This window comes from Actinoallomurus oryzae (genome assembly GCF_039541955.1).
GTDB classification, from domain to species: Bacteria; Actinomycetota; Actinomycetes; order Streptosporangiales; family Streptosporangiaceae; genus Actinoallomurus; species Actinoallomurus oryzae.
This window is the reverse complement of sequence record NZ_BAABHF010000022.1, coordinates 427,427-442,603: the sequence shown is the minus strand read 5'-3', so window position 1 is coordinate 442,603 and position 15,177 is coordinate 427,427. Positions and strand designations below refer to the sequence as shown.

Below are 15,177 nucleotides of genomic sequence, written 5' to 3'. Positions count from 1 at the left end.
TGCATCATCCCCTTCGGGCTCTCGCGGTGCTCGCCCACTCGTACGCGGTCTGGCTCGCTGTCCTTGTCAGGGCGCTCTTGCGTACGCCACGCGGCACCGACGTACATTCAACGCAAAAACCGCGCCGAACGTCAAGCAAGGTTTCGTCGCTTAACGAACAAGCGCCTGACCTCCATCGAGTAGGTCAGGCGCTTGGTCACCTTGCTTCTGTCAGGGCGTGGCAGGGCCCTCGCCCGCGCCGGTGTCCTGAATGGCGGCGGCGATTTCGTTCAGGTCGGCCTCGGACAGGTTCAGGCCGGCGGCCGCCAGCCAGCCGTCGACCTGGTCGGGGCGGCGGGCGCCGACGATGGCGCCGGTCACGCCGCTCCAGGCCAGGGTCCAGGCGACCGCCACGGCGGCGGGCTGGACGTGGTGCCGCTTGGCGACCGGTACGAGTGCGTCCGCGAGCGCCAGGTTGGTGTCGAGCTTCGTGGTGAAGTCGGGGCTGTGCCGGCGCCAGTCGTCCTCCGGCAGCCTCTCGACCCGTTCGCGGGAGAACGCGCCGGTCAGCAGGCCCGCCTGCATCGGCGAGTAGACGATCACGCCGGTGGAGTGCGCCTCGCACCAGCCGATCTCGGCGGCGGCCGAGCGGTGGATGGCCGAGAACGGCGGCTGGAGCGAGTCGACGTGCCCGAGCTTGTCGGCGGCCTCCAACTGGCTCAGGTCGTGGTTCGACAGGCCCGCCGCACGGATCTTGCCCTGTTCCTTGAGGTCGAGGAGCGTCTGCCAGTACTCCTCCAGCGGTGTGCCGTCCTCGGCCGGCCGGTGCATCTGGTACAGGTCGATGCGCTCGACACCCAGGCGGCGCAGTGAGTCTTCCACCTCGCGGCGGATCTCGGCGCCGGTCCGGCGCGCCGGCTTCCGGCGGTCGGTGGGATCCCAGACCAGGCCGCACTTGGTGAAGATGTACGGCCGGTCGGCCTCGGGGATGTCCTTGAGCGCCTGGGCCACGATCTCCTCGGAGTGCCCGAGCCCGTACACCGCGGCGGTGTCGATCCAGTTGACGCCCTGCTCGACCGCGTACCGGATCGCCGAGACCGACTGCGCGTCCTCCTGCGGCCCCCAGGCGTACGCCCAGTCGCCGCCGCCGATCGCCCAGGCCCCGAAGCCGACGCGCGTAATCCGCATGTCGGTGGTGCCGAGCTGCTTTGTCGGAAGTGCCATGGTTCTCCTTGGTGAAGTGGATCAGGCCGCGTCGAGCTCGGCGAACTCCTCGGCGGTGAGTTCGAGGTCGGCGGCCTTGGCCGAGTCGATGATCGTCTCGGGCCGGCTCGAACCGGGGATCGGAATCACGACCGGCGACTTGGCGAGCATCCACGCCAGCGCGATCTGCTGCGGGCTCACCCCGCGCGCCTCCGCGATCCGGCCGAATGCCGCGTGCTCGCCGCCCAGGTCACCGGCCCGGGAGATGCCGCCCAGCGGGCTCCACGGCAGGAACGCGATGCCGAGCACGTCGCACAGGCGCAGCTCGTCCTCGCTGCTGCGGAAGGCGGGGGAGAACTGGTTCTGCACCGACGCGAGGCGTCCGCCGAGGATCTCGTTCGCCTCGCGGATCTGGCCCGGGTTGGCGTTCGAGATGCCGGCCATGCGGATCTTGCCCTCGTCCAGCAGGTCCCGGAGGGCGCCGATCGAGTCGGCGTACGGCACGGCCGGGTCCGGCCGGTGGTACTGGTAGAGCCCGATCGCCTCGACGCCGAGCCGCTTGAGCGAGGCCTCACAGGCCCGCTTGAGGTACGCGGGAGAACCGTCGCGCCCCCACGAGCCGTCGCCCGGGCGGGTGTGGCCGCCCTTTGTGGCGACCAGCACGTTGGAGGTGTCTCCGCCGTACGTGGCCAGCGCCCGCGCGATCAGCGACTCGTTGTGCCCGGCGTCGTCGGGGCCGATGTGGTAGGCGTCCGCGGTGTCGATGAGGGTCACGCCCGCGTCGAGCGCGGCGTGTATCGCGGCGATCGAACGGCTCTCTTCGGGGCGTCCCTCGATCGACATGGGCATGCCCCCGAGACCGATCGCGCTGACCTGGACGTGACCGATCCTGCGAGTACGCATGTGACAAGACCTCCAAGGTGGCGTGCGTCAGGGCTGCAGCCGCCGGCGGGCGCGGGCCCGGCGCGCGGGCCGTCGGCCGGTGTCCGGGCCGACGGTACGGCTCTTCGGGGCGCACGGGCACGCTGATCGGCGGCTGTCGTCAACAGCCTCCCTGCACGGCTTCCCCATGTCCAACAGAAAAAACAGATGAGATCAAGCAGTTAAAGTGATGAGTCGTGGAACTGCGCCATCTGGAGCACTTCATCGCCGTCGCCGAGGAAGAGCACTTCACCCGCGCGGCCGAGCGCCTGCGCCTCGCCCAGTCGGGCCTGTCCGCCTCGATCCGTTCCCTCGAACGCGAGCTCGGCGCCCCGCTGTTCGTCCGCAGCACGCGGCGGGTCGCCCTCACCGAGGCGGGGCGCGCGCTGCTCGCCGAGGCCCGGCGTACCCTCGCCAGCGTCGCGGCCGCCCGCAGCGCGGTCGCCGCCGTCCAGGGCCTGCTGCGCGGCACCGTGTCCATCGGCACCGAGCAGTGCCTGGCCGTCATCGACCTGCCCACGGTGCTGTCCCGGTTTCGCGCCGTGCATCCGGGCGTCGAGGTCCGGCTCCGCCAGGGCGGCTCGTCCGGGCTGCTGGAGGAGGTCCGTACGGGCGGGCTCGACCTGGCGTTCGTCGCGCTGTCCTGCGGGCGCGCGCCGGCCGGGGTCGGGCTGACGCCGCTGACGACCGAGCCGATGATGCTGGTCTGCCACCCCGGCCACCCGCTCGCCGCGTGCGAGGCGGTCGACTGGTCCGCGCTGCCGGACGAGACCTTCGTGGACTTCCACCCCGACTGGGGCGCCCGGCAGGTCACCGACCGCGCGTTCGGCGCCGCGGGCCTCGAACGGCAGGTGGCGGTGGAGGTCAACGACGTGCACAGCCTGCTCGACTTCGTCGCCGCCGGCCTGGGAGTGGCCCTGGTACCGCGGCCGATCGCGTACAAGAAGAACAAGAAAGTGGTCGCGGTGCCACTGCGCGCGACGGCCCCGGAGTGGGTGGTCGCGGTCGCGGTCCCGGCCAACGGCCCGGCCAATCCGGCGACGGGCGCCCTGCTCGCCATCGCCCACGAGTCCACCTCAGCCCAGGGCACCGTGCCCGCGCCGGCGTAGTACGTCCGGCGGAGGCCCTCCTCCCGAACCACGGAACGGTCGCGAGTGTCGGACCCGCCGAGGAGGATGGCCGGGTCCACGACGAGGGGAGACCACATGATCGCCGAGCTGAAGACGGTGGCGTTCGACGCACCGGACATCGCCGCGGAGGCCGGCTTCTACGCCGCCCTGGCGGGTTGGACCCAGAGCTACGCCGAGGACGACTGGATCACGATGAGGACTCCGGACGGGTGGCGCATCGCGTTCCAGCTCGCGCCGGATCACGTGGCGCCCCGGTGGCCCGACCCGGCGGCGCCGCAGCAGGCCCACCTCGATCTGCGTGTACCCGACATCGACGCCGCCGCGGACAAGGCGGTCTCGCTCGGCGCGACGCCGCTGCGGCGTGACGAGCGCCGGCACACGCTCGCCGACCCGGCCGGCCACCCGTTCGACCTGTGCGCCAAAGAGGACGACCCGAACACGACGGTGATGGGTGTGATGCTCGACTGCCCGGACACGAAGGTGCTGAGCACGTTCTACTCCGAGTTGCTGGGCAAGCCGATCACCCATGAGGCGCCGGGCGTCGCGATGATCGGCGAGGACGGCAAGATGCCCGTGCTGTTCCAGCAGATCGAGGACTACCGCAGGCCCCGGTGGCCCGACCCGGCCGCGCCGCAGCAGGTCCACTTCGACCTGCTCGTCGAGCGCGCCGACCTGGAGTCGGCGGAGCAGGCGGCGCTCGCGATCGGCGCGACGAGGCTGCCCGGCGAGGGCGACGACTGGCGTGTGTACGCCGACCCCGTCGGCAAGCCGTTCTGTCTCACCTGGACCGAGTCGTCGGAGTAACCATCAAGCGGACCGGGCTCGACTCACGACCTGGCCGCCGCCCCTGCGAACCACCTCACTCAGTCCGAATCCCAATAACGGGGTCTCGTTGAGGTCGTCGACAGGGTCTCCAGCTCAGGCGGATCCGCCGGGGTCTTCGGTGTTTCCTCGGGCCGGTGCGGGCCCTCCGTCCCCCGACGCCACCGAAGCCAGAGCCGGCTCGTCCGCCGCGGGATCGGAGGACTTCTCCAGGGAGCCCTCCCGGCGGGGCAGCAGCAGGGGCGTGGCCAGCAGGAGCACGCCCGCGATCGCGATCGCGGCGCGAGGACCGGTCAGACCCGCCAGCAGGCCCCACAGCGCGGTCAGCGCCGCGACGGTGGCGTTCTTCGTGACCGACCAGGCGGACAGCACGCGGGCGACGCGGTCCGTTGCCGTGAGCTCCAGCCGCCGGGTGGCGAGCACCGGGTTGTACACGCTGATGCAGGTGATCAGCCCGAGTTCGACGACCATGACGAGGACCAGCCCGGCGACTCCGGGGCCGATGAAGGCCAGCCCGACCGGCCAGCACGCCGCCAGCGTCCCGGCGACCAGCACGACCTTCCGCCGCCCGTACCGGGCCACGAGCCGCCTGGACAGCCGGGAGCCGATGAGCCCGCCGGCGCAGGGGGCCGCGAAGGCCAGGCCGTACTCCCAGGGAGCGAATCCCAGCCGGCCGAGCATGAGGACGGAAAGCAGCGGCTCGGTCGCCAGGATCAGGCCGCCGACCAGGGACGAGTTGAGGAACAGCAGGCGCAGCTCCGGGTGGGACAGGATGTAGCGCCACCCGTCGAGCAGGTCGCCGGCGCGCGGCCGTGACGTCTCGCGCCGCGCGGGCCGCGGCTCGCCGCCGCCGATCGCGCGGATGCCCAGCGCGGACAGCAGGTAGCTGGCCGCGTCGGCCACCACGGTCGTCACCGGGCCGAGCAGCCCGATCGCGGCCCCGCCGAGCGGCGGCCCGATCATGGTCGCGGTCCACGACGTGGACTCGAACCGTCCGTTCGCGACGAGCAGGTCCTCCTGCGGCACGAGAGCCTTCAGGTACGCGCCGCTCGCCGACCGGAACGCGATGTCGGCCGCCGCGACGACGATCGACACGATGAGGAGCTGGACGAAGGTGAGCAGGTCGAACGCGTACGCGACCGGGACGCTCAACATCGCCGCGCACCGGACCAGGTCCATCCCGACCATCACCGGCCGCTTGCGGCGGAACTCCACCCAGGGGCCGAGCGGCACCGCCACCGCCGCGCCCACCGCCATCCCCGCGGCGGCCAGCACGGACACCTCCGGCGACCCGGCGTGCAGCACCCGGATCGCGATCAGCGGGAACGCGTTGAACGCCAGCCACGTGCCGACCGTGCTGACCCCGAACGCCGCCCACAACCACCGGAACTCCCGGCCCAGCGACCGCCTCATCCCGATCCTCCCCGTGGCATCGACCGAGGCGATCCAACAGCGCCGGACCTGCCGGCGGCAAACAACCGTGAGGTGTCGGACCACAGCCGCCGGTTGTGCGGCCTGGCCTCTCAACGCGTCCGGCCGCTCAATGAGTCCTGCTGCTCAGGGCGTCTTGCCGATCAGCGTGCCGAGCGAGAGCCGGCACTGGACGTACCGGCCGCACCGACCGTTCAGCCGTCCGTGAATCCCGCCGACGCGGGTCTTCGGGACCGACAGGATGGAGGGGACGTGAGGAGGCTTCAATGCGCGTAGCGGTCCTGGCCGACATCCACGGCAACCTTCCCGCGCTCGAAGCGGTGCTCGCCGAGGTCGAGACCTGCGGAGCCGACGCGATCGTGCTGAACGGCGACATCGCGGCCGGGCCGATGCCCGCCGAGACGCTGGACCGCCTGGCCGCGCTGGGCGAGCGCGCCGTCTGGGTCCGCGGCAACGGCGAACGCGAGGTCGCCGACGCCTTCGACGGCACGCTCGCCCCCGAGCTGCCGGACGTGGTCCGCCGGACGGCGGAGTACTGCGCGACCCGGCTGGAGCGGCGGCACCGGGCCCGGCTCGCGGACCTGCCGCTGTCCGTCACGCTGGAGGTCACCGGGCTCGGCGCCGTACGGTTCTGCCACGCCACCGCGCGTGACGACGCGGAGTTCATCCTGGTCGACTCGCCTCTGGAGCACTACCGCGAGGCGTTCGCGGGCACGGACGAGCCGACCGTCGTGCTCGGCCACACCCACATGCCCTTCGACCGTCTCGCCGACCGTCGCCGGTTCGTCAACCCGGGCAGTGTCGGCATGCCGTACGGCGCGGGTCCCCGGGCGCACTGGGCCCTGCTGGGTCCCGACGTGGTGCTGCGGAGCACGGCCTACGACCTGGAGGCCGCGGCGCGGACGTTCCGCGCCGCGGCGCCGGGCTACCCGGGCCTCGCCGGCTTCATCGCCGAGAACCTGCTGACCGTGCACTCCGACGCCGAGGCCCTGGCGGCCTTCTCCGGCGCGGCCGGGTCCTGAGGGCCGCCCCGTCAACGGGCCGGACCGTACGACTGCGATCGGGCGCGTCGGGCCGGGCGTGGCTCAGTAGTAGTGCCGCAGGCGCGGCCACATCGCCGACCACGGTCCGGTGGTGCCGGAACACACGTCGACGTGCGCACCCCGCTCCTCGTTGTCGGTGCCGGTGGCCACGCGGCTCCGCGTCCGGCAGCCGGTGAAGAACCGGTCGACGTCCTCGTCTCCGTCCTGGTACACCAGCACCACCGGGCCGGTCGCGGAGTCCGGCGGCGGTCCCCAGTCGGCGTCGCTCATGTGACCCGAGTACGGCATCGGCAGGCCGTGCCGCGGCCCGTACCGCGCGATCGCCCCGTGCTCGCCGTAGTTCTCCGCGAAGATCACCGCGTGGGCGCGCTCCGCCGGGGGGATCGCGGACCACTGCGCCGCGACGGCCGAGGTCAGCGCCTGCCAGCCGACCTGCTCGCCCTGTTCCTCGTTGAGCGCGTTCGCCGGCGCGAGCGCGCTCGGCGGCAGCAGCGGCAGGGAGACGAGCCCGGACGTGACGGCCGCGAGGGCTCCGGCGACCACGACGACGGCCGTACGCAGCCGGCCGCGCGTCCACCGTGCCAGCGGCTCGCAGCCGGCGGCGGTCAGCACGAGCAGCAGCGGAAGCGCGTAGTAGGGCTTGCCGCCGGACGCCACGACGACGACGCACAGCAGCGGGTACGCCACGACCACCGCGCGGGCCCAGCGGAGCTCCGGGTCGCGCCACAGGCGCCGGATGCCGGCGATCCAGACCGGGACGAGAAACGGCGACAGGTAGACGATCTGCAGGGGCACGAACAGCGCGCGGTTCTCCGCGCCGTCGTCGGCGCTGATGCCCCCGGCGACGGTGAGCTGCGGCCAGCCGTGCGTGGCCTGCCACCACAGGTTCGGCGCGGCGATGACGGCGGCGATCACCACCGCGGCGACCGGCCACGGGCCGCGCAGCGCACTGCGCGGCCCGACGGCGAGCACCGCGAGGAGCAGGGCGACGGCGAGCATGACGACCAGGTACTTGTTCAGCGCCGCGAGCCCGACCACGGCACCGAGCACGAGCCACCGGCGTCCGTCGCCGCCGGTACGCAACAGCCCGAGTGCCAGCCACGCGACCACCAGCCAGGCGAGCAGGTCGAACGTCGCCGTCGAGACCATGTGCCCGACCGCGAGGACGAACCCGGACACCGCCGCGGCCAGCGCCGCGAACACCTGCGCCCGCCGGCCGCCGTTCAGCTCCCGTGCGATCAGGGCGGTGACGAGCACGGTGGCGGCACAGGCGAGAGTGGCGGCGATGCGCAGCCCGGCGGGCGTGTCCCCGAACAGCGCGGTGGCGCCCCGGGCGACGAGCGGCGTCAGCGGAGGCTGGTCGACGTATCCCCACGCGGGATGCCGGCCGGCGACGAGGAAGTACAGCTCGTCACGGTGGAAGCCGTACCGGGGAGACAGCGCGCTCAGTACGGCGGCGAGCCCGACGACCACGCCCGCCACGGGCCAGGCCGCCAAACCGGGCCGCCCCGTGTTCGGCCTTACGGTCGTCATGGCGTGACCCTCCCAACGCGCGGGCGCGGGCGCAAGGCCTTGCGTCGGCCGGATCCGGCGTCCCTGGGACGGGTGTGCGTTCCCGTACGCCGGAACGCACCGCCCCGGGCCGTACGGTGCGAGGGCAACGCTCATCGCCAGGCATGTGAGGCGCCACGTGACGACGCAGCAGGACCCCTCTCGTGAGACGGTCGACCGCTGGGCCTTCGCCGATACGGTCGAGTCCGGCTCACCGGCGCGCAAACCGGGTGTACGACTCGGCCCGGCGATCGGAGCGGCGGCCGCCGCCGCCCTCGTCGTGGTCGCCGCCACGGTCATCCCGCAGATCAGGAAGGATCCGCTCGGGGCGGCACGCGGTACGGTCCCGCAGACCCCCACGGGCGCACCGGCGGCCCAGGCACCGGCCGGACAGGCTCCGGTGGGGCAGGAGTCGCTGGCTCCGCAGCAGACCCCGCAGGGCGGTGGCGGATCCCTCACGTACGCCAACCACGCGATCGTCGGCCCCGGCGGCGCGTGCTGCTCGACGTCGGGCGGGGCCTGGACCGCCGCCGGGACCGGCGGCTACCCGGCGTACACCGGACCGGTGCGCACCTCCGCCGACCGGAACGCCTGGTACGAGTGGAACCTCGGCCGGCCGGCGAGCGGCGCGCGGTGGGACCAGATCAAGATCCGCCTGTGGATCCCCCAGGCCCAGGCGGGCGCGTGGGTGCGGATCACGGTCACCTCGACCGCCGGCAGCGCGTCGAACGTCGCGACCTTCGACGTCGCCGAGCAGGAGTACCAGGGCTGGTACGAACTGCCCGCGACCTTCACCATCGGCACACCGGACCGCCGCACGGGCTCGGCGTGGGTGAAACTGACCTACCTGCGCCCGTACACGGACCAGGCGGCCGCCCAGGCCTGCGCGGACGGCTCCTGCGACCGTATGGCCGCCGCGCAGGCCGAGTTCCTCTGGAGCTGACCGCTACCCGTTCCACTGCTTCGCGAGCGCGCCGTCCGTCATCAGGTAGTTGTTGTGCACGTGGCCGAGCGCCACGTAGAGGTTCCGCAAAACCTCATACACCTGATCTGCCGCCTGGTCCCAGTTGCGCTGGGCGTCGTCGTAGGAGATCGACGCGTTGCTGTTCCAGTCGGCCTTGAGCTTGAGCAGGAACTGCTGGAGGTTGTCGTGTTCGGTGACCAGCGCGTTGTGCACGCCGCGGATGTAGTCGGCGGCGTCGGAGATCAGGGGGAGATTGGCGTCGATGGAGTCGATCGCCGGTACGTTCGCCATGAGAGCCCTCACTATCCGTTCATCGCGCTGCCGGCCTGCGTGATGCCGAGCAGGTTGTCCTCTTCCATCTCGTTGTAGGACTTGTGGGAGGTGCTGAGGTTGTCGGCGATGACGTACAGCGCATCGCGCACGGCTCCCGCCCGGGTGTCCCAGTCGACCATCTGCTGATCGCAGTACGCCGTGGCCGCAGGGCTCTTCCAACCGCCCTTGAGGCTGTCGATGTGGTTGCGCAGCTGGATCAACTGCGCGTGGATCGAGTCGGCGGCGTCGTGCACGAACTGTGACGCGCTGACGATTGTGTCGAGGTTGGTCTGCAGCATCGACGAGCTTCCCGTCGTGCCCTGTGGGGTCGTTCGCACGGTGATCCTCCATCCGGGGCGGTCCGGTACGGCTGTGCCCCAGCGCAGCGTACGGACGGCAGGCGTGCGTTCAGGCGAGCCGGAACGCGCACCTCGACCTCTCAGCCGAACATGCCGCCGAGCAGGTTCGACAACCCGTCGAACACGCCGAGCAGGGCGAGGAGCACCGGCGCGGTCGCGCCGTCGATCAGGGCCCACCCGGTCGTCACGTGGCGCAGGCCGTCGCGCGAACGGCGCCGTACGGTGCTGAGCGCCGCCACCGCCACCCCGGCGACCAGCGGGATCACCACGGCGGCGCCCGGCAGGCCGTGCGCGACCAGCACGACCGTGAGCGCCAGCACGGCGGCGATCACGGTGATGCCCGCGCCGACGGCCGTGGGCGCCGCCTCGCGGGCGTACCGGAACGTCGCGGCGCGCAGCGCGAGTGAGCAGCCCGTCACGGCCACCAGGGCGATGGCGAAGGCGGGGTCCCCGGTGACCAGGAGCACGCACGAGGCGACGACGGCCGCCGCCGTGCAGCCGTACGTGCCGGAGACCAGGAACGTCCGCGACGATCTGGTCTGCGCCTCCACCCTTCCGGGCTCCAGGGCGGCCCGGCGGCTCAGCTGCCGGCCGAGCAGCCGTGGGCCGGTCCGCAGCGCGAGCGTCGCCACGACCACGCTGATCGCCGACGCCTGCGCGGCGCCGAGCCCCAGGGCGACGGCGACGGAGGAGAGCGTCAGCGCTCCGGCGAACACCGTGAGGCCCGGCGCCGTCCGCGGCATGAGGGGCGTCGCGGCGAGCACCGTGACCAGGAGCGCGATCGCCGCTCCGGCGAACCGGGCGTGCGGCAGGTGAGCGGTGAGACTCCACCCCGCGACCGGTGCCATCGCCCACGCGCCGCACGTGAGCGCGACCTTCGGCGGGACGCGTGCCGCGCCGGCGGGCAGCAGGTACGCGAGGGCGAGCAGCGTGACCGTGGCGGCCAGCAGCGCCGGCCCGGCCGACGCGCGCAGCGCCGGCACCCACGCCGCGACGGCCGCGCCCATGACGAGCAGGGCTGCGGCGAAGACCATGACACCCGGGCCCGCGAGCGCGGACGCCGGCCGTTCGCCGTCCGCGACCGCCGCCGAGGCGACGGGATCGTCGAAGGTCACGACGTGCGGTGACTCCCAGGCGCTCGCGTCCACGAGGTGAAGGACCTCGCCGTCGAGCACCTGCGCCTCGGCGAGCGTCGTGGTCAGGTCGAGGGGCGGCCGGCCGACACGGGCGAACGTCCACGCGGGCGGCCGGGCGTCCTCACCCTCCAGCCCGCACAGCGCCGCCACCGCGGGAGTCAGCTCCAGCAGGGGAACGGTGTTGGGCAGCGTGATGTCGACCCGGCTTCCGGCCGTGTGCACGCTGACCGCTGACAGATCTCTGCGCACCGGTGACGAGCTCCCTGTTCCGGCGCCCGCGTCTCTACCGGGGCGCGTGGCCGCTCATTACCCCACGCGGGGCCGCGCGTTCCGTACCGGCGGATCGCGCGGCCGGCTGCCGGACACTCCTTTCCGTGCGCGCTCTCTTCCACCGACCGGCCCGTGTGGCACCTCCGAGCCTGCCGGACGAACCGCTGAAGATCGTGCCGCCACCGCCCGACCAGGCGAGGTCTCCGGCAGGCACCTGGTTCCAGATGCTGCTGCCGATGATGAGCGGGTTCAGCGGCCTGATGTTCATGCTGTACAACCCGCGACCGCTGTACATCATCGTCGGCGCCACGATGGCGGTCGGCTCGGTCGGCCTCAGCGTCGCGATGTTCACCCAGCAGCGCTCGATGCTCAGCCGGAAGGCCAAGCTCGAACGCGAGCAGTACGACGCCTACCTTCGCGGCCTGGCCCGCCGGGCCGCGGCGATCGCCGCGGCCCAGGACACCGTGGCCCGGTTCGTCCATCCCGACATGGCCGGGCTGTGGGCGGTCTGCTCGGCACGCGTACGGGTCTGGGAGCGTCGCCCGGACCACGCGGACTTCTGCACCGTACGGGTCGGGCGGGGGACCGCGCCGCTGCACACGCCCCTGACGCTGGAGGCCGAGGAGGGGCCGTTCGCCCGGCGCGACCCGGACATGCAGGCGGCGGTCGACGCCCTCATCGCCCGGCACGGCCGGGTACGCGACCAGCCGCTCGTCGTCGACCTGCTGGACACCCCGGTGGTCAGCCTCATCGGCTCGGCCCCGCGTACGCGGGCGACCGCCATGCGGATGGTGACGGAGCTGGCGACGTTCTGCGCGCCGGACGACCTGGTCATCGCGGTGTGCCATCCGTCCGACGCTGCAGGGGACTGGGAGTTCGTCAAGTGGCTGCCGCACGCGCGGCTGGGCGACTCGGTCCTGCTGCTGCCGGACGGAGAGGGGTTCGAGGAGCTCCTGAGAGACGAGCTGGAACGTCGGCGCGAGCAGGCCCGGCGCCGTACCGGCATGTTTCTCAAGGAGGACAGGCAGGAAGAGGCGCCGCGCCGTCTCCTCCTCGTCATGGACGGGTACGCCGCGTCCGCCCCGATCGCGCGGCTCGACGCGGTGAGCGAGCTGGCCGAACGCGCGGGTGAGCTGGCCGCGAGCGTGCTGTTCAGCGTCGAGGTACGGCGCGATGAGCCACCACGCGTCAATGCCCGCGTCCTGGTCGCCGACGACGGCGGCCTCGCGATCGACGGGGCGGCCGACGGGGTGGCCGACCCGGCGGAACCCGCGCTGTGCGCGGCGATCGCCCGCACCCTGTCGCCGCTCCGGCTCGGTGATCCCGGCGCACGCGCCGTCCTGGACGAGACGTGCCGGCTCGTGGAACTCCTCGGCGTCCCCTCCGCGAGCGCGCTGGACGTGAAGGCCCTGTGGTCGTCGCTCGCCCCGCCGTACGACGTGCTCCGCGTGCCCGTCGGTGTGAACAGCGAGGGACGCGCCGAGGTGCTCGACCTGAAGGAGTCGGCGATGTCGGGGATGGGGCCGCACGGCCTCATCGTCGGCGCGACCGGCTCGGGCAAGAGTGAGCTGCTCCGCACGCTCGTGACCGCGCTGGCGCTGACCCATCCGCCGGACGTACTGGGCTTCGTGCTGGTCGACTTCAAGGGCGGCGCCGCCTTCGCCGGCCTCTCCGGCCTCCCGCACGTCGCCGGCATGATCACCAACCTGGCCGACGACCTCACCATGGTCGACCGGATGTACCTGGCCCTGTTCGGCGAACAGCAACGACGGCAGAAGCTGCTCCGCGACGCGGGCGACATCGACAACGTACGGGAGTACCAGCGCCGCCGCGACGCCGGACTGCTCGGCCCCGACGCGCCACCGCTGCCGTACCTGCTCATCGTGGTGGACGAGTTCGGCGAACTACTGGCCGGGCGCCCGGACTTCATCAGCCTCTTCGTGGCCATCGGCCGCCTGGGCCGCAGCCTCGGCATGCACCTGCTGCTGTCCAGCCAGCGGCTGGAGGAGGGCAGGCTGCGCGGGCTGGAGAGCCACCTGTCGTATCGGATCTGCCTGCGGACCTTCAGCGCGGTCGAGAGCAGCATGGCCATCGGGACGCCGGACGCCTACAACCTGCCGCCGATCCCCGGCTCGGCGTACCTCAAGGTGGACACGACGATCTACGAGCGTTTCCGCGCGGCGCTCGTCTCCGCGCCCGACCTCGAACCCTCGCAGCGCGTCGAGGACACCCCTCGTCCGGTGGTCTTCGCCACCTCACTGGCCGTCTCTGGCGAGCCTGAGGTGCCGGCGACCGTCGCCGAACCGGATCGCCCGACGGAGATGGCGACCGCGGTCACCCGCATCCAGGAGACCGGGGCCGAACCCGTCCACCAGGTGTGGCTGCCGCCCCTGGACGCCAAGATCCCCCTGAGCCGGCTCCTTCCGCCCCTCCACCAGGATCCGCAGCGCGGCCTGCAGGTCCGCGGCTGGCCCGCCCTCGGCTGCGGCGCGGTACCGCTCGGCGTACTCGACCTGCCCGAGGCCCAGTCGCAGCGGCTCTTCGCCGTCGACCTCACCCGCTGGGCCGGGCACCTCGTCGTCGTCGGAGCACCACAGACCGGAAAGAGCACGTTCCTGCGGGCGCTGCTGCTGTCCGCGCTGGTCACCCACACGCCCGACGAGATGCACATCTACGCCGTCGACTACGGCGGCGGCTCGCTCTTCTCGCTCGCCGGCGCGCCGCACATCGGCGCCGTCTCGGGCCGGCTCGAACCCGACAAGGTCCGGCGTACGGTCAGCCAGATCTGGAAGCTCGTCGACGAGCGCGAGGAGCGGTTCCGCGAGCTGGGTGTGGACTCCACGGAGACCATGCGAAGCCGCCGGGGCGAGCTGCCCGCCGAGGACACCAGCGACGTGCTCCTCGTCATCGATGGCTGGGGCACGCTCCGCGGCGAGTTCGATGACCTGGACGAACAGATCCTCGACATCGCCGCGCGAGGACTCCGTGTCGGCATCCACCTGATCCTGACCGCGAACCGCTGGATGGAGGTACGCCCGCAGCTCCGCGACAACATCGGCGGCCGGATGGAGCTGCGCCTGAACGACCCGGCCGACTCCGACATCAACCGCAAGGCCGCCGCCACCCTGCCGGTCGGCGTGGCCGGCCGTGCGCTGACCATGGAAGGCGACCACGTACAGGTGGCCCTGCCCGAACTCGGCCCGTCGGTGGAGGAAGTGGTCAGCGCGATCGCGTCGGCGTGGCAGGGCGCACCGGCACCGCGCATCCGGCTGCTGCCCGCCCTGGTCTCACCGGGCCAGCTGCCCGGTCCGGCACACGACCGGGAGCCCGGAGTGCCGATCGGCATCGACGAGCTGGAGCTCGGCCCGACCTACCTCGACATGAGCGGAGCCGACCCGCACTTCCTCGTCCTCGGCGACGCGGAGTCGGGCAAGACGACGTTCCTGCGGTCGTGGCTCGACGGCGTGCAGGCGCGACGACCGGCGGAGGAGGCGATGTTCCTGGTCGTGGACTACCGGCGTACGCTGCTCGGCGCGGTGCGGCAGGAGCAGACCTGGGCGTACTGCGGCGCCGCGTCGGCGGCGATCGCCGCGGTCAAGGAACTCGCCGAGGGCATCGTCGAGCGCCTGCCCCCCGCGACGCTGACCCCGCGCGAGCTGGCGAAGCGCTCATGGTGGTCGGGCCCGGAGTTCTACGTCGTGGTCGACGACTACGATCTGGTCGCGTCACCGTCGGGCAACCCGCTGCTGCCGTTGGTCGACCTGCTGGCCCAGGGCCGCGACCTGGGCCTGCACGTCATCCTGTCCCGCCGCGTCGGCGGCATGGCCCGGGGCGGCTTCGAACCTCTCCTGGGCCGCCTCCGCGAACTGCGCCAGCCGGGCCTGATCCTGTCCGGCGACCCGTCCGAGGGCCCACTGATCAACAACCTCCGCGCCTCGCCGCAACCCCCGGGTCGCGGCGTGCTGGTGCGCCGCAAACAGCGCCCGGTCCTCATCCAGACGGCCGCCGGGCCACCACCAGAGGAGTGAGGACCCCGCGCGTTCCGGTCGGGGTGAA

At 72.5% G+C, this 15,177-nt stretch carries 12 protein-coding genes; 5 read left to right on the top strand and 7 right to left on the bottom strand.

Translation table 11 applies throughout. From position 1 onward, the window contains the following. Positions 1–210 precede the first annotated feature (210 nt). Both ABEA10_RS20505 and ABEA10_RS20500 read right to left on the bottom strand, forming a co-directional pair. Positions 211–1,203, bottom strand: coding sequence for an aldo/keto reductase (locus tag ABEA10_RS20505; protein WP_345466080.1), 993 nt, complete (start codon positions 1,201–1,203; stop codon positions 211–213). Between the two features lie 21 nt (positions 1,204–1,224). Next, positions 1,225–2,085: an aldo/keto reductase gene (locus ABEA10_RS20500; protein WP_345466079.1), complete on the bottom strand. Its 861-nt coding sequence runs from the start codon at positions 2,083–2,085 to the stop codon at positions 1,225–1,227. Between the two features lie 215 nt (positions 2,086–2,300). On the opposite strand from ABEA10_RS20500, the gene ABEA10_RS20495 reads away from it, so the two are divergent. Beyond that, positions 2,301–3,212: a LysR family transcriptional regulator gene (locus tag ABEA10_RS20495; RefSeq protein WP_345466076.1), complete on the top strand. Its 912-nt coding sequence runs from the start codon at positions 2,301–2,303 to the stop codon at positions 3,210–3,212. A 96-nt stretch (positions 3,213–3,308) separates the two neighbouring features. After that, positions 3,309–4,037: a VOC family protein gene (locus ABEA10_RS20490; protein WP_345466073.1), complete on the top strand. Its 729-nt coding sequence runs from the start codon at positions 3,309–3,311 to the stop codon at positions 4,035–4,037. Between the two features lie 114 nt (positions 4,038–4,151). Here the strand turns inward: ABEA10_RS20490 and ABEA10_RS20485 are convergent, their stop codons facing one another. Continuing rightward, positions 4,152–5,468 carry an MFS transporter gene (locus tag ABEA10_RS20485; protein WP_345466070.1) on the bottom strand — a complete coding sequence of 439 codons (1,317 nt, stop codon included), beginning with the start codon at positions 5,466–5,468 and terminating at the stop codon, positions 4,152–4,154. Between the two features lie 284 nt (positions 5,469–5,752). On the opposite strand from ABEA10_RS20485, the gene ABEA10_RS20480 reads away from it, so the two are divergent. Beyond that, complete coding sequence (locus ABEA10_RS20480; RefSeq protein ID WP_345466068.1) at positions 5,753–6,508, top strand: metallophosphoesterase family protein; 756 nt, start codon at positions 5,753–5,755, stop codon at positions 6,506–6,508. Positions 6,509–6,571: 63 nt separating this feature from the next. On the opposite strand, the gene ABEA10_RS20475 is transcribed toward ABEA10_RS20480, so the two are convergent. Continuing rightward, positions 6,572–8,062 carry a glycosyltransferase family 39 protein gene (locus ABEA10_RS20475; protein ID WP_345466065.1) on the bottom strand — a complete coding sequence of 497 codons (1,491 nt, stop codon included), beginning with the start codon at positions 8,060–8,062 and terminating at the stop codon, positions 6,572–6,574. A gap of 157 nt (positions 8,063–8,219) precedes the next feature. On the opposite strand from ABEA10_RS20475, the gene ABEA10_RS20470 reads away from it, so the two are divergent. Next, complete coding sequence (locus tag ABEA10_RS20470) at positions 8,220–9,023, top strand: hypothetical protein (RefSeq protein WP_345466063.1); 804 nt, start codon at positions 8,220–8,222, stop codon at positions 9,021–9,023. 3 nt (positions 9,024–9,026) lie between these two features. Here ABEA10_RS20470 and ABEA10_RS20465 read toward each other — a convergent pair whose 3' ends face one another. The 3 genes from ABEA10_RS20465 to ABEA10_RS20455 form a co-directional block, all read right to left on the bottom strand. Continuing rightward, entirely contained in the window at positions 9,027–9,335 is a 309-nt protein-coding gene (locus tag ABEA10_RS20465; protein ID WP_345466061.1) for a WXG100 family type VII secretion target, read from the bottom strand. 11 nt (positions 9,336–9,346) lie between these two features. Beyond that, positions 9,347–9,694: a WXG100 family type VII secretion target gene (locus ABEA10_RS20460; protein ID WP_345466059.1), complete on the bottom strand. Its 348-nt coding sequence runs from the start codon at positions 9,692–9,694 to the stop codon at positions 9,347–9,349. Positions 9,695–9,795: 101 nt separating this feature from the next. Next, a complete protein-coding gene (locus ABEA10_RS20455) occupies positions 9,796–11,100 on the bottom strand; it encodes an EsaB/YukD family protein (RefSeq protein ID WP_345466056.1) in 1,305 nt (434 codons plus the stop codon). A 125-nt stretch (positions 11,101–11,225) separates the two neighbouring features. On the opposite strand from ABEA10_RS20455, the gene eccCb reads away from it, so the two are divergent. Further along, a complete protein-coding gene (eccCb, locus tag ABEA10_RS20450; protein ID WP_345466053.1) occupies positions 11,226–15,149 on the top strand; it encodes a type VII secretion protein EccCb in 3,924 nt (1,307 codons plus the stop codon). Positions 15,150–15,177: the final 28 nt, after the last annotated feature.

What these genes read in the sequence shown, in the direction of transcription:
- ABEA10_RS20465 (WP_345466061.1), bottom strand. Translation starts at nt 9,335, where the DNA reads ATGGCGAACGTACCGGCGATCGACTCCATCGACGCCAATCTCCCCCTG.
- ABEA10_RS20505 (WP_345466080.1), bottom strand. Translation starts at nt 1,203, where the DNA reads ATGGCACTTCCGACAAAGCAGCTCGGCACCACCGACATGCGGATTACG.
- ABEA10_RS20485 (WP_345466070.1), bottom strand. Translation starts at nt 5,468, where the DNA reads ATGAGGCGGTCGCTGGGCCGGGAGTTCCGGTGGTTGTGGGCGGCGTTC.
- ABEA10_RS20490 (WP_345466073.1), top strand. Translation starts at nt 3,309, where the DNA reads ATGATCGCCGAGCTGAAGACGGTGGCGTTCGACGCACCGGACATCGCC.
- ABEA10_RS20475 (WP_345466065.1), bottom strand. Translation starts at nt 8,062, where the DNA reads ATGACGACCGTAAGGCCGAACACGGGGCGGCCCGGTTTGGCGGCCTGG.
- ABEA10_RS20480 (WP_345466068.1), top strand. Translation starts at nt 5,753, where the DNA reads ATGCGCGTAGCGGTCCTGGCCGACATCCACGGCAACCTTCCCGCGCTC.
- ABEA10_RS20500 (WP_345466079.1), bottom strand. Translation starts at nt 2,085, where the DNA reads ATGCGTACTCGCAGGATCGGTCACGTCCAGGTCAGCGCGATCGGTCTC.